The 20,273-nt window shown below is 46.1% G+C and carries 15 protein-coding genes and 1 pseudogene; 9 read left to right on the top strand and 7 right to left on the bottom strand.

The annotated features are described in order from the left end of the window. Window positions 1–432: 432 nt before the first annotated feature. Together ACP2WE_RS14525 and lepA are read right to left on the bottom strand one after the other, a co-directional pair. Window positions 433–1,755 carry a DNA cytosine methyltransferase gene (locus ACP2WE_RS14525; protein ID WP_425216267.1) on the bottom strand — a complete coding sequence of 441 codons (1,323 nt, stop codon included), beginning with the start codon at window positions 1,753–1,755 and terminating at the stop codon, window positions 433–435. Window positions 1,756–1,834: 79 nt separating this feature from the next. Continuing rightward, window positions 1,835–3,646 (bottom strand): translation elongation factor 4, encoded by a 1,812-nt coding sequence (lepA, locus tag ACP2WE_RS14520; RefSeq protein ID WP_425216260.1) that lies wholly within the window; start codon window positions 3,644–3,646, stop codon window positions 1,835–1,837. Window positions 3,647–4,098: 452 nt separating this feature from the next. On the opposite strand from lepA, the gene infB reads away from it, so the two are divergent. After that, window positions 4,099–7,512 carry a translation initiation factor IF-2 gene (gene infB, locus ACP2WE_RS14515; RefSeq protein ID WP_425216259.1) on the top strand — a complete coding sequence of 1,138 codons (3,414 nt, stop codon included), beginning with the start codon at window positions 4,099–4,101 and terminating at the stop codon, window positions 7,510–7,512. Between the two features lie 220 nt (window positions 7,513–7,732). Here infB and ACP2WE_RS14510 read toward each other — a convergent pair whose 3' ends face one another. Then, complete coding sequence (locus ACP2WE_RS14510; protein WP_425216258.1) at window positions 7,733–8,554, bottom strand: Tic22 family protein; 822 nt, start codon at window positions 8,552–8,554, stop codon at window positions 7,733–7,735. A gap of 409 nt (window positions 8,555–8,963) precedes the next feature. Here ACP2WE_RS14510 and ACP2WE_RS14505 point away from each other — a divergent pair, with 409 nt between their 5' ends. Beyond that, a complete protein-coding gene (locus tag ACP2WE_RS14505) occupies window positions 8,964–10,382 on the top strand; it encodes a GTP-binding protein (protein WP_425216257.1) in 1,419 nt (472 codons plus the stop codon). Window positions 10,383–10,393: 11 nt separating this feature from the next. Here the strand turns inward: ACP2WE_RS14505 and ACP2WE_RS14500 are convergent, their stop codons facing one another. Beyond that, window positions 10,394–10,936 (bottom strand): ATP-binding protein, encoded by a 543-nt coding sequence (locus ACP2WE_RS14500; protein WP_425216266.1) that lies wholly within the window; start codon window positions 10,934–10,936, stop codon window positions 10,394–10,396. A 19-nt stretch (window positions 10,937–10,955) separates the two neighbouring features. Beyond that, window positions 10,956–11,096 carry a hypothetical protein gene (locus ACP2WE_RS14495; RefSeq protein ID WP_425216256.1) on the bottom strand — a complete coding sequence of 47 codons (141 nt, stop codon included), beginning with the start codon at window positions 11,094–11,096 and terminating at the stop codon, window positions 10,956–10,958. A gap of 124 nt (window positions 11,097–11,220) precedes the next feature. On the opposite strand from ACP2WE_RS14495, the gene ACP2WE_RS14490 reads away from it, so the two are divergent. Then, on the top strand, window positions 11,221–11,421 hold the full coding sequence (locus ACP2WE_RS14490; RefSeq protein WP_425216255.1) for a hypothetical protein: 201 nt from the start codon (window positions 11,221–11,223) through the stop codon (window positions 11,419–11,421). A gap of 34 nt (window positions 11,422–11,455) precedes the next feature. Continuing rightward, on the top strand, window positions 11,456–11,992 hold the full coding sequence (locus tag ACP2WE_RS14485; RefSeq protein ID WP_425216254.1) for a tetratricopeptide repeat protein: 537 nt from the start codon (window positions 11,456–11,458) through the stop codon (window positions 11,990–11,992). Window positions 11,993–12,073: 81 nt separating this feature from the next. Here the strand turns inward: ACP2WE_RS14485 and ACP2WE_RS14480 are convergent, their stop codons facing one another. Further along, window positions 12,074–13,696, bottom strand: a complete 1,623-nt coding sequence (locus ACP2WE_RS14480; protein WP_425216253.1) for an alpha/beta hydrolase — start codon at window positions 13,694–13,696, stop codon at window positions 12,074–12,076. Window positions 13,697–13,836: 140 nt separating this feature from the next. Continuing rightward, window positions 13,837–15,030: a Holliday junction branch migration DNA helicase RuvB gene (ruvB, locus tag ACP2WE_RS14475; RefSeq protein ID WP_425216252.1), complete on the bottom strand. Its 1,194-nt coding sequence runs from the start codon at window positions 15,028–15,030 to the stop codon at window positions 13,837–13,839. A gap of 208 nt (window positions 15,031–15,238) precedes the next feature. On the opposite strand from ruvB, the gene ACP2WE_RS14470 reads away from it, so the two are divergent. From ACP2WE_RS14470 to ACP2WE_RS14450, 5 genes and pseudogenes are all read left to right on the top strand, one after another. Further along, window positions 15,239–15,787 (top strand): sll1618 family protein, encoded by a 549-nt coding sequence (locus ACP2WE_RS14470; protein ID WP_425216251.1) that lies wholly within the window; start codon window positions 15,239–15,241, stop codon window positions 15,785–15,787. Window positions 15,788–15,910: 123 nt separating this feature from the next. After that, window positions 15,911–16,570 (top strand): cell wall hydrolase, encoded by a 660-nt coding sequence (locus ACP2WE_RS14465; RefSeq protein ID WP_425216250.1) that lies wholly within the window; start codon window positions 15,911–15,913, stop codon window positions 16,568–16,570. A 344-nt stretch (window positions 16,571–16,914) separates the two neighbouring features. Beyond that, window positions 16,915–17,292, top strand: coding sequence for a hypothetical protein (locus ACP2WE_RS14460; RefSeq protein WP_425216249.1), 378 nt, complete (start codon window positions 16,915–16,917; stop codon window positions 17,290–17,292). Between the two features lie 476 nt (window positions 17,293–17,768). Further along, on the top strand, window positions 17,769–19,295 hold the full coding sequence (locus ACP2WE_RS14455) for a diguanylate cyclase domain-containing protein (protein WP_425216248.1): 1,527 nt from the start codon (window positions 17,769–17,771) through the stop codon (window positions 19,293–19,295). Between the two features lie 69 nt (window positions 19,296–19,364). Further along, window positions 19,365–20,228 (top strand): annotated as a pseudogene (locus ACP2WE_RS14450) (AAA family ATPase); the annotation flags it as partial. Window positions 20,229–20,273: the final 45 nt, after the last annotated feature.

The raw sequence follows: 20,273 nt of genomic DNA, 5'->3' as shown, positions 1-20,273 counted from the left end.
GATTCTCCTTTGCCTTGGCAGGCGCCTCAGGATAACCTAGCACCTGGTCGTGTCGCTCAAACCTTTGCTGTAATTATTGCCGCGATTGGCTCTCCTGCTATCCCTCCCCAACTGCGCGGTAAATCTCTTGGGCGNACCAAGGGCGATCGCTTCCCTCCTCGCATTCGCTATCCCGTTGTGAAAAAACATGCCTCGAAACGCAAAAAAAACGAAAAAGCTTCTATGCAATCTGTGTCAATTGCCATTTAGCTTCTAATTCTCTTTTCATGTTTGAGCTTGACTTAGCCTTTGCAATTTCTTGCTCTATTTTCTCGTGCCTTTCTGTTGCTCTTGCCTTGCTGCCGATTAGTCCAAACTAAAGNATTTAGCCAAGATTAGGCAAGTGAAAGTGGTCGTGAATTTGGAAAATTTATTGGCGATCGCAGGTAATTGTTAGGAGCTAGGCATAACTTCAACCTTGACGGGTCTCGTTCTTGGGGCAATGACGTGGCGATCGACACCATATTTTCGGGCGGCTTCGGTCATTTTTATGCGCAATAACGCAGGATCTTGAAACTGCTGCATAACTTGAGGCTTAACGGGCGTAACCTTTAAAGCCTTGCGAATTTCAGTAGCAACGGCTTGAGCTAGTAGCGGGGGAACAGAATTACCAATTTGTCTAAATCCGTGCCATTTGGTCGCGTGAAACCGAAACCAATCGGGATAGGAATGTAGTCGGGCTGCCTCTCGAACCGTAATGCACCTTGGCTCAAAGGGATGAATTGGGCGTGGTGATGTGAATGCACCATGATTGCTAGCTGTTCCCGCCCTTAATGTATTGCAGATCCCTTGAGGATCTAGTTTTAAGAATCGACTGATCGGTTCGGTTTTGCCTTGAGGGGTAGCGTGAAATCGCGCCATTGACTCAAGCGAGTGGTGCGTTCGGATGCTAGAAGTGAGTAATTTGCGATCGAAATGACGGGGGTAAGAATAATCTTGGGTTGAGCAATCTAAGCTGCGTAATCTACGAACGTAATCGCTTGGGTTGAAATTTGCATCCAAGTCAAACTCTGCCTCGCACCAATCTTGACGTAGCAGTTCCGCATAGCGATCGGGACTGGGTAAATCGGCGATCGCTTCCCATACGGTCGGGCTAGGTGGCAGATCTGCCAGTTCTTTAGGGATCTTGCTGGCTTTTGCTGGTTTTGTAATAGGGGCGGGATATTTAGGCAGTTCCAACCCTTGACGACAACCCAGCAGAAAAAGTCTTTCGCGGTGCTGGGGCACGCCATAGTGACAGGCATTGAGAACTCGATAGCTTTGCTCAATCTGGTAGCCTTGAGACTCAAATTCCGCCATGATTTCGGCTAGAAACTGCTTGTGCTTACCTACGGTTAAGCCCTTAACATTTTCCATGACAAAATATTTAGGTTGCAGCTCCAGCACCAAACGCAAAAAATGAAAGACTAGATGGTTGCGCGGATCGTCAAGGGCGCGTTTGCCCATCATCGAAAAACCCTGACATGGGGGTCCCCCAAACACCACATCAATGGAGCGATCGCCGATTTTAGCCTTGCGTCTAATTTCTGCGGCTGAAATATCGGTCGCGCTCTGACAAATAATTTCCCAAAAAGGAAAGTTGTATTTATGGGTAGCACAGTGAATGGGATCGATTTCTACACTGGCAAGTACGTCAAAACCTGCCTGCTCGAAACCCAGAGTCATGCCCCCTGCGCCTGCAAACAAATCCACAGCGATCGGTCGTTCTTGATTTATCCCGAAAATCTTGTTCCCTCCCCTTTGCAAGGGGAGGGTTAGGGTGGGGTAAATTTCAGGCAAGCTATCCGTCACCAAACTAGTCCTGATTGAGTTGCAAGATTGCCATGAAAGCTTCTTGCGGCACATCTACTGTCCCGATCGACTTCATGCGTTTTTTCCCTTCTTTTTGCTTTTCTAGCAGTTTCTTTTTCCGTGAAATGTCACCGCCATAGCACTTGCTCAAAACGTTCTTACGAATGGCAGGAATATTTTCCCTTGCCAAAATTTTGGAGCCGATCGCTGCCTGAACGGGAATCCTAAACTGATGGCGCGGAATTAGATCCTTGAGCTTGGATACCAATGCTCGCCCGAGATTGTAAGCCTTGTCGCGATGCACGATGCAGGCAAGTGCATCCACGGGCTCATCATTCACCAAGACATCTAGCTTCACCAAGTCATTTTCGCGATAGCCAATAATCTGATACTCCATGCTGGCATAACCCTTGGTGCGAGATTTCAGCTGATCGAAAAAGTCTGTGACAATTTCGGCAAGAGGCATTTCGTACATCAGCGTCGTCCGCACTTTGGTGATGTACTTCATATCCTTATAGATGCCGCGCCGCGATTCGCATAACTCCATCAACGTGCCAATGTAAACTTGTGGCGTCATGATATCTAGCTTCACATAGGGCTCTTCGATCTTTTCGCGCTCTGCGGGTGGCGGTAATTCGCTGGGGTTGTCAATTAGAACGACTTCACCATTGGCACTCGTTACCTGATAAACCACCGATGGGGCAGTAATAATCAAGTTGAGGTTATATTCGCGCTCTAGCCGTTCCTGCACGATTTCCATGTGGAGTAAACCTAAAAAGCCACATCGAAACCCAAATCCCATCGCGTTTGAGGTCTCTGGCTCATAGTTTAACGATGCATCATTTAACTTGAGCTTAATTAGTGCTTCGCGCAAATCTTCAAATTGATCGGCATCGGTTGGGAATAATCCACAAAAAACCATGGGCTTTGCTTCTTCATAGCCTGGTAACGCCTCTGTGGCAGGTTCCACGGCAGAAGTAATCGTATCTCCCACACGGGCATGGGCTACGGTTTTAATCGCGGCAGCAAGATAGCCAACTTCACCCGCATGAAGTTCGTCAACTTGGATTTGATTGGGGGCGAGTACACCCAACTCATCAATTACGTACTCTTGCCCAGAAGCCATAAACTTGATGCGATCGCCTTTACTCACCGTGCCGTCCATTACCCGAAAGTAAACAATAACGCCGCGATAGGCATCATAGTAGCTGTCAAAAATTAGGGCTCTTAAGGGTCGATCTGTCGTATCCGCAGGCGGAGGGACGAGCTTGACCATCGCCTCTAAAATTTCATGAATCCCGATCCCTTCCTTTGCCGATGCCCTTACTGCCTCAGAGCAATCCAAACCAATTAGTTGCTCGATTTCAGTGGCAATGCGCTCGGGCTCTGCCCCCGGTAGATCGATTTTATTAAGCACGGGAATAATTTCTAAATTATTCTCAAGCGCCAGATAGACATTCGCCAGCGTCTGTGCCTCCACGCCTTGGGAGGCATCCACCACCAATAATGCCCCTTCGCAAGCAGCCAGCGATCGCGACACCTCGTACGAAAAATCCACATGTCCTGGCGTATCGATTAAGTTCAGAACATACTCGCTGCCATCTTCGGCGGTATAGTTCATGCGCGCGGCTTGCAGCTTGATCGTGATCCCGCGTTCTCGCTCTAAGTCCATATTGTCAAGAAACTGCTCTTTCATCTCGCGATCGGCAACAGTGCCTGTATACTGCAACAGACGATCTGCCAAAGTTGACTTGCCGTGATCAATATGAGCAATGATAGAAAAGTTGCGAATACGGGAAACAGGTACGTTGGTCATAGGTGAAACATCGCTCTTAACTGTCTAATCCTAACTTAATGTAATAAATGTAACCAGTTGTGAACTACGACTGTACATTGTTATTAGAGTTATCGGACATAATTTGCGATTTGAGACACTTGCGATCGGGCAGTGTAGTCAAGCAGAGTATTATGTAAACCTATCTGATTTAGCACTGGACGAGCTATAGGCTCAGGTACTGAAGCTTTATTAAGGTAAAGAATTCTAAGTAGGGGATCGCTGCTTTAGTCTAGTAAACTTGAAAAGCTGAGTTTTTCATACAAAGATTTCCAAATTTGTATGAGTAATAATAGTTACAATGCATACGACTAGTAGTGAGGTTTATAAACCTTGCCCAACAGTCAACGCATACAATGCTCCTAAAGTCAAATTTAGCAAAACAGGTAGCAGTTTCTATGTAGTAAGTCAATCACGCAGGGCAGAGTGGGTAAATGAGTAGTATTAATCGAGTCAGAGTTTATGAGTTGTCAAAGGAATTGGAGTTAGATACAAAAGATATACTGGCAGTATGTGAGCAATTAAACATTGCCGTCAAGAGTCATAGCAGTACAATTACAGAATCTGAAGCTGACCTTGTGCGCGCAGCAGCACCAGAGAAGACTTCTGCTGCATTGGAAAAAAATCAAAACAAGCATCAAGAGAGAAAATCCTCGCCAACTGTGAATCTAAAGCCAAAAGAATCCGTAAAAGAGGCGACTAAAGAGGCAGAGCCTAAGTCAGCCAAACAGCAAATCCTCACAGTCAGTAAACCTACTGCACAACTTCAGTCACCACCTGCCGCGATCGCGCCAGAACCTCTTGTTGCCCCAGTACAGCCAAAATCTCTAGAATCTTCGGAAGAACCTACTGTGCCGTTATCAAGCATTACTGCTCCTGTGGGTGATGAGATCGATCTCGATTTAAGTCGTAACGACATACCCGTGCAAATTACCACGCCTCCCAGCCGTCCTACTAAACCCATGTCTACGACTACAGAGGTTAAACCAGAGAGTATATCTGAGCCCAAACCAGAACCTAAAGTAGAATTAGATATCGAGCCGAAAGCGCCTGCAGTTCCACCCATCACAGCCAAACCACCAGCCGATCTCCAAACTGTGACATTAGAAGCAAAACCTCAAGAAATTAGACCTCAGCCCAGTAAACCTACAGAAATCAAGGCTCCAGAGTCAAAAGCTCCAGAAGCTAAAGTTAAGCCGAGTAAATCTGAAACCCCTGAGATTGTGAAACCAATGGTTGCGCCTGAGCGAAGCGATCGCACCAAGCAGTTTGTCGCCGTAAATAAGCCCGTACAGCCACAAGCTCCCCAGCCCAAAGCTAGTTCGCCGATCTCCAGTCAAGACTTAGTTTCGGTAAAACCTGCTGATAAACAAGCATCGGAGCATTCAGGTTCAGAGCATGTTGGCTCAGATAAACCGATTTCAGAAAAGGTTGTTTCAGATAAAGTCATCGCCAAGCCAAAGCTGGAGAAGCCTAAACTCAATCGTCCAGAACCTCAATCACCTAGCCGTTCCGCGCCAACGCGTCCTCAAATCAATCGTCCTACCCCTGTAAAAGACTCGGTTCTAATTGAGCGAGGCATCACTGGACCTAACGATCCAGCCCGTCCTTTGCGTGCACCTATGGCTCCCCCCATACGCCCCTCGGCAAATGCGCCAGAACGACCCATTACCAATGGCATCCGCAAACGGGATGAAGTTGGCACAGCAGTAATTCCGACGACACCCGAGTTACTTGAAAAGCCAATTCCAGCAAAGCTAGCAAAGCGTAATAAGACGAAGAAGGAAGACGAAGAGCAAGACTTGCTAGAGATGAAGGAAAAAGCTCGTCTTAACAAGCCCAAACGTTATCTGCGCGTACTTGAAGACGACGATGAGCTAATTGACGATCTAGATGGTGATGATTTATCTCAAGTGAGTTTATCGTTGGCGCGACCCACTGCTAGACCTAAGCAAGGTTTGCCCAAGTCTACGGTTTTCCCAGAAATCAAAATTGGTGGGGCAAAACTAGGTAGAAAGACCGCTAGTCGCGATCGCCGCTCTGTCCCTGAAGCACCACCCGAAAAGCCCTCCAAGATCACGCTCGATGACAGCATTACGGTACAGGAGCTTGCCGTTAAACTAATGCTGCCTGAAACCGATGTTATTCGCACGCTCTTCCTCAAGGGTGTGATGGTAAACATCAACCAAACCCTCGATATCCCTACGGCAAGTATGGTAGCGATGGAGCTAGGCTATGAAGTCGAGCAGGTTGCTGCCGCTGCCCCTGCGCGGAAGGTTACAGAGATGATTGAGGCTAAGGATCTCGACAGCCTGCAACGTCGTCCGCCTGTGGTTACGATTATGGGTCACGTCGATCATGGTAAAACTACATTGCTTGACTCCATTCGCAAGAGTAAAGTGGCACAGGGTGAAGCAGGTGGTATCACGCAACATATTGGGGCATACCACGTTGATGTCGGCGAAGGCGCACAAAAGCAACAAATTGTTTTTCTTGATACTCCCGGTCACGAAGCTTTCACCGCCATGCGTGCCAGAGGCGCAAGAGTGACGGATGTGGCAATCTTAGTGGTCGCTGCGGATGATGGCGTGCAGCCTCAGACGATTGAAGCGATTAGTCATGCCCGTGCTGCCAAAGTGCCCATTATTGTGGCGATTAATAAAGTCGATAAAATTGAGGCTCAACCAGATCGCATTCGTCAGGAACTGACTGAATATGGTCTGGTCGATGAAGAATGGGGCGGCGACACGATTATGGTTCCTGTCAGCGCGATCAGAGGTGAAAATCTCGATACCCTACTGGAAATGATTCTGCTCGTGACAGAAGTTGAAGATTTACAAGCGAATCCCAACCGTACGGCGAAAGGTACGGTGATCGAGGCTCACTTAGATAAGGCAAGAGGTCCCGTTGCGACCTTCTTAATCCAAAATGGAACTTTGCGCGTCGGAGATATTCTGGTAGCGGGTTCTGCCTTTGGTAAGGTACGGGCGATGGTAGATGACCAAGGCAAGCGCGTCGAAGCCGCTACGCCTTCCTTTGCAGTCGAGGTACTGGGCTTAAGCGATGTGCCTGCGGCTGGTGATGAGTTTGAAGTCTTTACCGATGAGAAGTTGGCTAGAGGAACGGCAGGCGATCGCGCTTCCTTGCAACGTCATTCACGCTTGCAACAGTCAATGGCATCGCGTCGTGTCACCCTTGGTACGGTATCCGCTAAGGCACAGGAAGGCGAACTTAAGGATCTCAATTTAATTCTCAAAGCCGATGTGCAAGGTTCTGTCGAGGCAATCTTGGGGGCTTTGGGACAACTACCACAACAAGAAATTCAACTACGGGTGCTTTTGTCAGCCGCAGGTGAAATCACCGAAAATGATGTGGACTTAGCCGCAGCCAGTGATGCTGTCATCATCGGATTCAATACCACAATGGCGTCTGGAGCCAGACAAGCCTCCGACGAGATGGGTGTAGATGTGAGAGATTACAACATCATCTATAAGCTACTTGAAGACATTCAAGGTGCAATGGAAGGTCTGCTAGAACCTGAGTTGGTTGAAGAACCCCTCGGTCAAGCTGAAGTTAGAGCCCTGTTCACAATTGGTAAGGGTGTGGTCGCAGGCTGCTATGTGCTGTCTGGCAAGTTAGTGCGTAACTGTAAGGTTCGCATTAAGCGCGGCAATGAGCTAGTGCATGAGGCTCCGCTTGATTCGCTGAAACGGATGAAGGATGATGCCAAGGAAGTTGCGGCTGGCTTTGAGTGTGGTATCTCTTTACCCAAATTTACCTCTTGGCAAGAAGGCGACATCATCGAAGCATTCCGCATGGTAACAAAACGCCGCACCTTGACGATGTAGTCATTGAATTACGTCAATTTCAAAAAAGAGAACTAGGAGTGACACTCCTAGTTCTCTTTTACTTTTTTGTGAAAAACTAATTTAGGAATGAGAATTAAATAACATCAAGTTTTGTAAGAGGTGTTAGTCGCAAGCCGTAACGCATCAATTCCCGACTGCGATGCGTTACGGCTTGCTAATAAATCCTAAGCAAGAGTTATGAGTTATTAATCCACGATCCTTAATTTGCTTTTAGCATTGCTTTTGGCTTAGGTTGTGGTGTTACCCCTGGCTGGGTAGTAGCAGGCTGACTTTTGAGCACATATTCAAAAGCTGTGCGGGATGGCACAAACTCAAAGCGATCGGCTTCAGGATTTGGTTTGTTATCCTTTGTCACCATAGAATCTAACACTTGGAACAGGGAAGTTACCTGAATCTTGGTGTCTTTGGCAACATCAGGTTGTTGTTGACGCGCGCGATCGATTAAGCCTTGCAGATCTTTTTGATCGAAGAAAAACGGTACGACTTGTTTGCCATTTTGTTCGAGCGTCAAAAGTCCTTGCCCATTGCCCTGAGCACCAGTAGCATAGAAAACAGGCACATTAGGAACTTGATCGGCTGGTTTACCTTGAGCGCTTAAGAGATTGCGGGCAGAATCAATACTGGTTTTGGAAGGGACAAATTGGAAAGCCACCTTTTTGCCTTTATTTTGCTCGGCTAGCTTAATTGCTTGGAACATGGAACCCGTACTGATCTTCGCCTTGCCACCTACATTTGGGTTTGAGGTTTTGAGCTGGTTCAACATTGCCTGAGCATCATCAGGGCTAAGGAAAAATAGCATCAACTGATCTGGATCTTCGGGCTTGCGTCCGGCTTGTTGGGGCAATGAGCCTAGTAGTGGCGCACCTTTATCATCAGTTATTGTGAAGATGGGAATACCACTCAACCGCTCTAGTGCCTGAGCTTCAGTCAAAGCATATGCTTTTAGATTTGCGATCGGACTGATGGCGATCGCCCCTGCTATGCTGACCACTGTAGCGAGCTTTAGCAAAGATTTCATCATGGACATACATCTCCTGTTCATTAATTGCGTTAAAGATACACGAATCGATTCGGTTTGTGAATTTAATTTAGGGTAGGTTTCAACTTCCCTTCGGCAAGCTCAGGTTGAAGGGCTCAACCCACGCATACTAAAGCTTCGACAGTGAGCGCTGAGCTGAACCGCAGCGTCGAAGCACACGATCGAGTACAGCTCATTTTGGATCTTTAGGTGAGGCAGGTTATTCCCTTAGCAAAAAATCAGTTTGTTTTCAAAATGGTCTTTTGATTTTTTCATCTTTTACGTTGTTAAGTCTGGTTGGCTGCTTTACCCTCTAGCCCTATCACTAATTTGTCTTGACTTCACGATAATAATTATAGTTCCTGATTTTAGACTTTGAATTTCTGGCAGGGAGATTATGGAGAATAGTTCTATGAATGAAGATTTTCTGGGTTTCGATCGGATTTTTGACGAACTTAACTACAGGCAGGCTCAGCGCACCTTGCGCGATCTCGTGCAAAATCTCGACCTTACTGCCAGAGAGCGCCAAGGGCTAGAACCCGAGCTTGAGGAGCTTCAGCAAATGCTAGATAAGCTAGAAAAGCAAGTTGTACAAATTGCTGTATTTGGCATGGTGGGGCGTGGGAAATCCTCAGTGCTGAATGCATTAATGGGCGAGCGCGTCTTTGAGGCTGGCCCCATTCATGGGGTAACGCGTACCAGTCAACGAGCAGACTGGCAGCTTTCGCGAGAATCTTTGGTCAGCGATCGCGATCGCGAAATTTTGCGGGCTTCGCTGAATGGTTCTGGGGAAACCCGCATCGAACTGATCGACACGCCTGGCATTGATGAAGTTGACGGCAATACCCGTGCAGAATTAGCGCAGCAAGTGGCGCAGCAAGCCGATCTGATTTTATTTGTCGTCGCAGGAGATATGACCAAAGTTGAGTATGAGGCACTCTCACAACTGCGATCGGCCAGTAAGCCCATGTTGCTGGTTTTTAACAAAATCGATCAATATCCCCCTCAAGACCGCATGGCAATCTATGCCAAAATTCGAGATGAAAGAGTGCGTCAGATTCTCTCAGCCGATGAAATTGTGATGGCAGCCGCTTCACCCCTAGTAGCAAAAGCCATCAAGCAGCCCGATGGCTCCTTTGAAGCGGAATTGGTTGCAGGGCAACCCCAAATAGATGATTTAAAGCTGAAAATCTTAGAGGTTCTCGATCGCGAGGGAAAATCGCTGGTGGCACTAAATAGCATGATGTTTGCTGACCTTGTGCAAGAGCGAGTCGTACAACGCAAAATGCTGATCCGCGACCAAAAAGCAAACCGTCTGATCTGGAATGCCGTAATTACTCAAGCCGTGGCGATCGCCGTCAATCCAATTACAGTGCTTGATGTAATCAGTACAGCGATCATTGATGTGGCAATGATTGTAGCCTTGTCTAAACTTTATGGCATTGATATGACCAATCGTGGCGCGATCGCCTTGATGCAAAAAATTGCGATTTGTATGGGAGGCATTGGTGCAAGCGAGCTATTGGCAACCCTAGGATTGGGGTCGCTCAAGAGTCTTTTAGGCATTGCAGCGCCCGTGACAGGTGGGTTAACCATGGGAGGCTATATCTCGATCGCGATTACACAGGCTGCCGTAGCAGGGGTATCCACCTACGCGATCGGTTTGGTAACCAAGGAATATTTAGCCAATGGTGCTTCGTGGGGACCCCAAGGGCCCAAAGCTGTGGTTAACCGCATTCTCGAAACCCTGGACGAGGCATCAATCCTGGCGCGGGTTAAAGAAGAACTGCGTGCCAAGCTAGATCTGAGCCGCATGGGGCGATCGCTATAACCAAAGAAAAGCTATTCAGGCGATTTATTTTGTTCCGAACTAAAATCTGCAAGGTAGTGTCGCACCAGGTGCAAACAATTGCGATCGTCTTCCGTACGCGTATAACTGAGAATATCGGCAATTTGGTCGAGCAGATCTAGCCCTCTTCCACCAGTTGCATTTGGATCGACGACTCTAGACAACGTCGCAATTTTTTTTTCTAGATCGAAGCCAAGACCAAGATCCCAAATTTTAAACTCAATCGATTGCTCTGTTAAAACTGCCTCTAGCCAAATGGGAGTTTCAGGGGGCATATCTTGATGAGCGTGACGCACAGCATTGGTAAACGCCTCTGCTAGAGCCGTTTGGCACTTCATCCAGTCCATTTTTGGAATAAAGGGACGATATAACTGGTTAAACCATGTTAAGACCCGGGATAATTCATCGAGATCAGTTGTTACTTGAAATTCGATTGTTATAAACACAGTTAAGCATCGAGACTGAATAAACTTAAAGAAGCCGTGCCTTAAAAAGTACTCAAAAAAACCTTTCTTGGTAAACTGAACCAACTGCATCATTATTGTATAAGCATTCTCACGCGATCGCTAAGTTCTTGACGAAACGAAAATAAATAACCGATCGCGCAAAAATCATGACACCTAACCAAACTGCTAGGCAAGCCAACAGTCCTTCATGATTGGGGCAGAGGCAGCAAAGTTTGTGCTGCCTAGCCATAGAGATAGCTTTTCTTGGCAAGAGGGTTGACCTAACATATTTAAGACATTACTGGAAGCATCCCTATTTCTGCAAGATGGTGCAGATTGTTGATGCAACCGTCGTTTGATAATGCCAGCACTTCATGGCAACAAATCGGGATTTGAGTTCCGCGCTAGAGACGGTCTTTCAAAAAGCTTTTTTGAAAATGGTATTCATTTACGCTCACGGGCACAAGATGAATAAGGCAATCGTCTTAATCTGCAATCACTTATTCCTGCGATCGCGATCGCAAAGCAAAGACGATACCAGTCACCTTCCCACAAAGCTGCTCCAAGTATATTGAGTTTATGGTCGAAAGATGTTGAGAGGACAAGGCGATGAATGTTAACAAGATCGTAGGCATACTCAAGTTCGCGGGTGTTTACCGTGGTTTTGGTATTGTGAAGGTCAAAACTGGAAACTACAAGGGAGCTGTTGTTGACTTCACGGAAGCCATTCGCCTTAACCCAAATTATATCGGAGCCTACATCGATCGCGGCTATGCCAAGGAAGCTTTAGGAGACTATACAGGCGCGATCGACGATTTCACCAAAGCCATCCAACTTGAGCCTAATGATGCTGGTGCTTATATCGATCGTGGCTATGCCAAATCCGAAGTCGGCGACTATACAGGCGCGATCGACGACTTCACGGAAGTAATTCGTCTCGAACCCAACGATGCCTATGCGTTTAACTCTTGTGGGTATGCAAAATACAAACTGGGGGACAAACTCGGTGCGATCTCAGATTACAACGAGGCAACGCGGTTGTTTAAACAGCAGGGGCAAAAGGATAATTATCGTTTGCTCGTCACCCTAATTGATAACTTAACCAGTCGAGATGACAGCGCCCAATACTCAAATACGATTGGATAATACCAATTCACTAGCAAAACAGCGATCTTAGATTCTCATTTGGAAGTGATGACAACACAATTGGAATAGGGGTCTCAGAATCTAAGGATCGCCAACCAGCATTTTTTGAAATTGTGCCTCAGTTAAAGAATTAAGAACATCCACCTTGTTGGGATCTTTGGTTGTGGCGATCGCGTAGGAAGCCTGTAAGAAAGGACGATACTCAGGACGATGGGCAAGATGGGTTTCTAGCATAGCTAAATAGAAAATGCGATCGTATTCGTCCAAGGCTTCTACATCTTTCGAGGGAACGAACAAAGCGATCGATGGTGCCAAGGTGCGAAGGAAGGATTGTACGTCGAACACATGACCTACTCCTTTCGCTAGTAAAAGATAACGCTCGGAATTTTTAAGCCAAGTAAAGGGTTCCACCTGTTCGAGCACGATCGGCGCGACGGCATCATCACTACTGGCAAAGATCGCTACAGGAATCTCGATCTGACTCAATCCTGATGCTCCCAAAATACTGCTATCAATGGGATTGACGACAATCACTAACTTAACGCGATCGTCTTTAAAATTATAGGCTTCGCGGGGCAGTTTTAAAGCTTCGCACTGTATAAGCAGAGAGGCATTTGTACCGTTAAAGCCCTTCGCACATTCTTTTGTCAGTTGCTCGAAATCAATCCTTGCCCCTGCCACCATCAAAGCGGTGTATCCCCCAAAGGAATGCCCCATCACTGCCACTTGCTGAAGATTAACGCGATCGGGATAGCGCCTTCCCATCTCGTCCAAGATAAAGCGAATGTCTAGGGGGCGATCGACAAATTCATTCACATCAAAGATTTCTTTTTTATACCCTTTGAGTAAATTCTCGACTTGCACGGAATCACTACCGGGGTGTTGTGGTACGGCAGCCACAAACCCATAGGAAGCAAAATGTTTGGCTAAATCGGCAAAATGTTGGCGATTAGAAGCCAATCCATGGGATAGAATCACCACGGGTGCAGGTGCGGAGAGTCCCTGTGGTAAGTAGAAATCCACTACCAAAGAGCGGTTGCGGCGGCTATCTTTTAAGGTGACTGTTTCTACTTTATAAGAAAATTTGCCGGGTTGCCCGAGGTTTTGTGCCTGTAATTTCGTGAGATCGATCGCTGGCTCTGATTGGGCTTGCAGCGCAGATAATTTTCCAATCGCGGCGATCGCACCATTGGTCTGCTTCACCAATTTCTCGATTTTTGAGGCAGTTGTAAAGATTTCATCGGAGTTGAGCCGAATTTCATCTGTGGGGAAAAATTTCAAAAAGTTGACAGCCGTTAATCCTTCTGGATCGGAAGCAGCCAAGATCAGGGCAGCGCGAATGGCAATACTTCCATTCTGTTTGTTTCCTGCCAGAATATGTTCGCCCATGTAGTCGAGAATTTGCACCCCAACCGAGGAATAAAAGAATTGAGCGACCTGAAGGGGCTTAACATCTGCTCTGAAATTCAGGTATTCTCGAATATATTTCCTATCTTCATTCGTGGCAATGCGACTCAAATAGGAGTCCAACTCATCTCCAACTTTTCCTTCCTTGGCAAATGTGGCTAGCTCGCGAACGGATATTCCTAAGTCGAGAGGACCAAAAGACACCTTAATCCGTTCTGCCCCATGTACGGGTAGCGTGGCACAGGAAATTGGAATAAAGCTGAGAAGGAGAGAGCTAAATAAATTTCGCCATCTCATGTTAAATTTTGAGATCTTGTCTTTTGCGACGCTCTTTGCTGACCTTTGCGTACCTAGCCAACTAGAAATCATATTTTTTTCGCAATAAAGTCACTTAATTCTAACACAGAAGCTTTTACACATCCAAATTTGCCAATTTTTTAGAGCTTCAATTCGGTTTGAGTTGCGTAGCCGAGATGTCGCCATGCGGCGGCAGTTGCCACACGCCCTCTGGGGGTGCGATTGATATAGCCAATTTGCAAAAGATAGGGTTCGTAAACATCTTCTATCGTCTGCGTATCCTCGCCCGTAGCCGCCGCCATCGTGTCTAGACCGACGGGACCACCGTTAAAGTTCTCAATCATCACCGTCAGTAATTTGCGATCGATCCAATCCAATCCCTTGGGATCGACGTTAAAGAGTTCTAATGCAGCTTCAGCGATCGCTTCGGTAATTTCCCCATTGGCTTTGACTTCAGCATAATCGCGCACGCGCTTGAGCAAACGGTTAGCAATTCGAGGTGTGCCCCGCGATCGCGCTGCAATGGCGGTGGCTCCCAATTCGTCAATGGGGGTTTGCATGATTTGGGCGCTACGCAACACGATCTGGGCGAGTTCGTCTACCTCATAGAACCGCAGATGTTGCACAAAGCCAAAGCGATCGCGGAGCGGTGAAGACAAAGCCCCAATCCGAGTAGTTGCACCGACCAAAGTGAATTTTGGCAATGGCAAACTGCGAATTCTTGCCGATTGTCCTTTTCCAATTGTGATATCGAGGCGATAGTCCTCCATGGCAGGATAGAGAATTTCTTCCGTAACGTGCGGCAAGCGATGGATTTCATCAATAAATAGAATGTCTCCTGCTTGCAGCGAAACGAGTAAGCCTGCCACATCACGGGGACGTTCTAGGGCTGGTGCAGAGGTGATTTTGCACTGTACGCCCATTTCCTGCGCAATAATCAAGGCTAACGAAGTCTTTCCTAAACCCGCAGAACCATAAAACAAAAGATGATCGAGCGCAGAAGAGCGAGATTTAGCCGCTGAAATCGCGATGTGTAGGAGTTCTTTCAGATCTTTTTGCCCGATATATTCCGCAAGACTCTGAGGGCGAATACTAATCTCAACGGAAGCAGGCGTTGATTCGGCAAGTTTCTCTTCGGGACTGGCAACGGCTTGTAATAGGTCTAATGACTTTTGCTCTGGTTCATTTTGAGGAGGATCCTGTTGAGACTTGTTTGAGGAAGATTTAGAGATATCCGTTCGCGAAGTATTGGAATCCGCACCGCGACTGGGTGGTTTGCTGTCTTTATCCCCTTGTTGATTGCGATTACCACCACTAGAAGAAATTATTGCCATAGGTGTCTTTACTCATTGTGTGCGCGAAATCTCTTTGCTTTAATCTTTAAATCACACCTGCTAGTCTGTTTGCCAATATCGCTGTTGCTTGTACGTCTATCTTACCGAACTGTCCTCACAAACTGTCAAAGCGCTTCTCTTAATAACAAACAGAATAGTAGTACAAGCCATGAATTATTTCCTTTTGGTAATCACAAAATAGCGATCTATGACCTTTCAATCCGCACATAATTTCACCGAGTCTCTCAGCTTTGAGCAAGCGATCGCTTACACAGAAAAACTTCTAAACCAAACAGATCTGACTGATGCTGATTTGCAGGCTGAAATTGCGAACTTAGTAACCACTGAAAATGGGGCAAGAGGCTTTTTTGTGTGCTATCTCACGGGTGATTGGCAACTGGCAGATCGTCCCAGTGAGGGAATTGTGCGGGCTTTGCAGTCAGTGCCTGAGCCAAGTGCAGAATTATTGGTTAAAAATCTTGCCATGTCTACGGCAATGGCGATCGCCCATCGACGCATCGACAATGACCCCCAAGCGCAAGGCTCCGATCGCGTGGCAAAACGCACTGCTCAATTGATCGCGTTGCTTAATCTTGACGAAATCGATCGGCTGGCTAAGCTCATGTATGCCTCAGCCCAGATTGATGAAACCCAAGCCGATCGTGGTGACAAATATAGTGCTTTTTTGAAAAAATGGGGCTACGATCGAGAGCAAATGGAGGCTATTCAAACAGCGATCGCTGCCATCCTTAAATAAAGTTTGCACGAAATTTACATTGCAAATTCACGTTACAATTAGATCGCTTGAAGCCTTGCGTGTAAGGAGGCATGAGGTATATAGGAATTTAGATTTTATTCAGCAATTTGGGGCTAGGTGCAGATGGATAGTACTAACAAAAGTACAGGTGAAAGTACAGGTGAAAGTACACATTCGACAATCAAAAAGCCCTTCGGCAGTTCTGCTTGGCTGAGAAGAAATTTCCTGCCTTTAGCGATCGCGCTGCTTACCTTTGCCCTGATTTTGGTTGACTCTTACGAAAACGTTAAAGATATTCCTAAAATCGTTGTAGAGCCAGTTACTGACAACGAGCAAATGTTGGCAAGGGTCTTGATCTCAGAAGCTTCAATTGGCAATAAGAGCGAGCGGCAAGCGGTGGGTTTAACCGTGATCAATCGCATGAAAAAGACTGGCTCTAAGAATGTTCAAGAGGTTGTCAAGGCTGGAAACTTTTATCACTATGCGATCGATCAAGATCCCAGTCTCTATCCTGAATATGCGGAACTGGCAAAACAGCTTCTTGCTGGTAAAATCCGTGATTTTACTGGGGGTGCTACCCACTTCTATTCCCCCTATTCCATGCCCAAGAAAGGTGAGAAAAATCATGGATTTGATTGTGAAGGTGGATTTGTCAGATACACACACCCAGAAACCAATAAGCCAGTGCTGATTTGTACGCCAAGCTGGAGCAAAACTCTTCGTTATATCGATCTCGTACAAGTCGGAATTCGTCCCTATTATTTTGAATTCTTTGCTGAATAGATTTCTACCTGCTTAGAGCTGAACAAAGTTTGAGTCGGGAATATCGGGAATATTGGCTTCGTCTTCATCAATATTTTCTACGTAGAAAATATTGATGTGAAAGTCTTTCGTGAGTAGTGTCCCACAAGAAACTTGGAGACTCGCGTTAACATACCTACACTCAGCTAAATGAAGATATGCTGAGTACAGAATGAGCGTTCGATCGGTAAAACTTTATGTAACTCCTATCTCGATCGCAGATCGGCTTAAGGATCTAAAGCGATGATGTAAGGGTCAAGAAAACGCAGATACCTCACTGCGAAATCGGTTAACTCACTAACTACTACATCGTTCGGAGACCCAAGATGAAACTCACTTCCTTATTAGCTACTACCGCGATTGCCAGTATTGTTTCCATGTCCGCAGTTCCCCTACAATCCTTTAATCCTAATTCTTATCAGGCATCAGCTCAAGAAATTAAGATTGCAGCAGAGCTGACTTCTCAGCAAAAGATCGATCGACTTACCGAAGTCAAGGGTAAGCCAGGTAGCGGCGATTTGTTACGTAAATTGTATGCCAAAGACCTAACTCCCGTAGGTATTCAACCAGGTGGTGCAGGCATGGTTGTGAACTTATACAGTAAGGCAGATGATACGACCATCGCTCTCTGTACGGTCTACGACGTGATCGTAGCTGTTAAGAAAGGTTTGATTCCTACCTTCAATCCCAATGAAGTGAAGTAAGTTACTCAGATCTGGTTTCCCTAACACTCTTATACCAATTTCTCTTGAATTTGCAACAGATCGGATTTTGTGTTTCGCGCAGAGCGCGGTCTTTTCAAAAAGATGCGTTGCATCATTTTTTGAAAATGGTATTAGGGATTTGGGATCGATAATCCTCTATAACAGTGATTCAGCGTCTGGATCCTGCTCTTCAAAAATATTTTTGAAACCCTCTTCCTTTTTGGGAGAGGGTTTGGGGTGTAATGGAACAAACGAAGTCTGGAATTAAATGCGAAGTTATGAATATTGATAGGCGATCGCAAAATTTAATTGGTATCTTAGATCGAGATTTTTAAGGAAAGTACCGCGATCGCAAAATCATTGGCACAGCAGTTGCTTTACGATGTACTTACTTTCTAGATATAACGGTAAACTCAGTTTGGAGCATTCTCAAATCAAAACCGTATAATTCTTAAAGTTTGTATGCAGACATATTTATGCTTTCAATGGTTGACAACGAGCTAATAGTTGAAGATCTGCTGGAATTTGCTGATGAAACCGATCGAGTTTCACCACAAAATCTAGAGTGTTGGAAAGTCCTGATCGTCGATGACGAGGTCGAGATTCATAACATCACGCGGCTAGCTTTAGACGATTTTATCTTTGATAACAAAAGGCTAAGATTCCTGAGTGCCTATTCGGGCGTAGATGCTCGTCAAGTTATGCTAGACCATCCTGATGTTGCCGTCACCTTGCTTGATGTGATTATGGAATCTGATGATGCAGGTTTGGTAACAGCGAAATATATTCGTGAAACCTTGCAAAATCGAGCTATTCGAATCATTTTGCGAACAGGACAGCCCGGACAAGTACCCGAACGACAGGCGATCGTAGACTATGATATTGACGATTACAAAGCTAAAACAGAATTTACTTCACAAAAGTTATTCACAACCATTATTACGGCACTGCGATCGTACAAGGCTTATATTGCCTTAGAATCGATTAATCATGAGTTAGAAAAGCGCGTAGAAGATAGAACTATCAAATTACAGGAAGAGATTGAGAAGCGTAAGCAAGCAGAAGATGTACTCTCTCAGTCTAAGTCCCTACTGGCTAGCATTTTGGATAGTTCGCTTGATGGTATCGTCGCCCTAAAATCTATTCGCGAACCGATAACGGGTAAGATTGAAGATTTCTGTTGCCTTGCGAGCAATCAAATCACCGCTAGAACATTTGAACGCCGTTGCGAAGATTTAATCGGTGAGTTGGTTCCAAGAGATTTATTTACGCTTCTCGATCCGCAGCTTTTCGAGCGCTTTGTGGAGATCGTCGAGACGGGCGAACCGCTAGAAAGAGATTTTTATTACCCATGGAGGGAATCTTGCTGGTATCAGTTTGTCGCGGTAAAGTTAGAAGATGGTCTGGCGATTACAGTCCGAGACATTACTGGTCGCAAACAGATCGAACTAGCTCTACAATCAGCAAACCAGAAACTCGAAGCTTTGGTGAATTTTGATGGTTTGACACAAGTCGCTAACCGTCGTTGCTTTGACACTAGACTACGAGAAGAATGGAAGCGCTTAGCGCGAGACCAGCAAACGCTTTCTTTAATTCTCTTCGATCTCGATTCATTTAAGCGATTTAATGACTTCTACGGACACCTTGCTGGGGATGATTGTCTGATCCAAGTAGCACAGGCAGCACGCAATTCTGCTCATCGAACTTCTGATTTAGTAGCGCGCTACGGTGGCGAGGAATTTGTAGTGCTTCTTCCCAATACTAGTATAGAAGGAGCCATTACGGTTGCAACCCGTATTCAGGAAATGATTCAGGCTTTAGCGATTCCCCACGAGAGATCTGAGGTAAAGTCATTTGTCACAGTCAGTTTGGGAATTGCCTCACTTGTACCCTCAATGCAAATTCAGCCAGATATATTGATTGGTCAGGCAGATTGGGCATTATATCAAGCAAAACAACAGGGACGCGATCGCTACTTCGCGAGCAGTCCCCCTCTGGGTTAAGTGCTCGGCACTCCAATGCGTATTAGGATAGACGAACAATTCAAACGAATCCCGATCTAGCTAATTTCTATGACCTATTACATTGCCCCAAAGTTTTTAGACAAGCTTGCCGTTCATATTACCAAAAATTTTATGAATTTAGTGGGCGTACCCGTCCCGTTAATTTTGGGCGTACATGGGAATAAAGGTGAGGGGAAGTCATTTCAATGCGAGCTTGTACTCGAGCGTATGGGCATTGTACCCGTACGTATGTCTGGGGGAGAGCTAGAAAGTCCAGATGCTGGCGATCCTGCCCGACTAATTAGATTGCGCTATCGTGAGGCTGCTGAGCTGATTAAGGTGCGGGGCAGAATGTGCGTGCTCCTGATCAACGACCTTGATGCTGGGGCGTGGCGGGTAGATGGCACCACCCAGTACACGGTGAATACGCAATTGGTCAATGCCACACTGATGAATATTGCCGATAATCCCACCAGCGTGCAGTTGCCAGGTAGTTATGACATGAACCCGATTCGGCGCGTCCCGATTATTGTCACAGGAAACGACTTTTCTACACTCTATGCTCCCTTGGTCAGAGATGGGCGTATGGAGAAATTTTATTGGGAGCCCGATCGCGACGATCGCGTTGGTATTATAAGTGGCATCTTTGCTGCAGACGAATTATCTCACCGAGAAATCGAAAATCTGGTCGATCTATTTCCGCAACAATCGATTGATTTCTTTAGCTCTCTGCGATCGCGTCTCTATGACGAACAAGTACGACAATTCATTCAAAAAATTGGGCTAGAAAATCTATCACTACGCATCGTCAATAGTACAGAGCCACTTCCAGAGTTCCGTAGACCAGACTTTAATTTCCATACCCTAAAAACCTTTGGAGAAATAATGATGTCAGAATCCCGACGGGTACAACGCAAACTCGTCGATCAATACTTTCCCATCTCTAAAAATTAGCGAATAGGGATTCAGTCAGCGAGT

Source organism: Tumidithrix helvetica PCC 7403, assembly GCF_965232925.1.
GTDB classification, from domain to species: Bacteria; Cyanobacteriota; Cyanobacteriia; order Pseudanabaenales; family Pseudanabaenaceae; genus Tumidithrix; species Tumidithrix helvetica.
Note: the sequence above shows the minus strand (reverse complement) of the source record. Positions and strands in the feature narration are given on the sequence as shown.

Coding starts and splice junctions, on each gene's coding strand:
- ACP2WE_RS14460 (WP_425216249.1), top strand. CDS start 16,915: ATGAAACTCACTTCCTTATTAGCTACTACCGCGATTGCCAGTATTGTT.
- ACP2WE_RS14495 (WP_425216256.1), bottom strand. CDS start 11,096: ATGGCTAGGCAGCACAAACTTTGCTGCCTCTGCCCCAATCATGAAGGA.
- ruvB (WP_425216252.1), bottom strand. CDS start 15,030: ATGGCAATAATTTCTTCTAGTGGTGGTAATCGCAATCAACAAGGGGAT.
- lepA (WP_425216260.1), bottom strand. CDS start 3,646: ATGACCAACGTACCTGTTTCCCGTATTCGCAACTTTTCTATCATTGCT.
- ACP2WE_RS14470 (WP_425216251.1), top strand. CDS start 15,239: ATGACCTTTCAATCCGCACATAATTTCACCGAGTCTCTCAGCTTTGAG.
- ACP2WE_RS14505 (WP_425216257.1), top strand. CDS start 8,964: ATGAATGAAGATTTTCTGGGTTTCGATCGGATTTTTGACGAACTTAAC.
- ACP2WE_RS14465 (WP_425216250.1), top strand. CDS start 15,911: ATGGATAGTACTAACAAAAGTACAGGTGAAAGTACAGGTGAAAGTACA.
- infB (WP_425216259.1), top strand. CDS start 4,099: ATGAGTAGTATTAATCGAGTCAGAGTTTATGAGTTGTCAAAGGAATTG.
- ACP2WE_RS14485 (WP_425216254.1), top strand. CDS start 11,456: ATGAATGTTAACAAGATCGTAGGCATACTCAAGTTCGCGGGTGTTTAC.
- ACP2WE_RS14455 (WP_425216248.1), top strand. CDS start 17,769: ATGCTTTCAATGGTTGACAACGAGCTAATAGTTGAAGATCTGCTGGAA.
- ACP2WE_RS14500 (WP_425216266.1), bottom strand. CDS start 10,936: ATGCAGTTGGTTCAGTTTACCAAGAAAGGTTTTTTTGAGTACTTTTTA.
- ACP2WE_RS14480 (WP_425216253.1), bottom strand. CDS start 13,696: ATGAGATGGCGAAATTTATTTAGCTCTCTCCTTCTCAGCTTTATTCCA.
- ACP2WE_RS14510 (WP_425216258.1), bottom strand. CDS start 8,554: ATGATGAAATCTTTGCTAAAGCTCGCTACAGTGGTCAGCATAGCAGGG.
- ACP2WE_RS14490 (WP_425216255.1), top strand. CDS start 11,221: ATGGCAACAAATCGGGATTTGAGTTCCGCGCTAGAGACGGTCTTTCAA.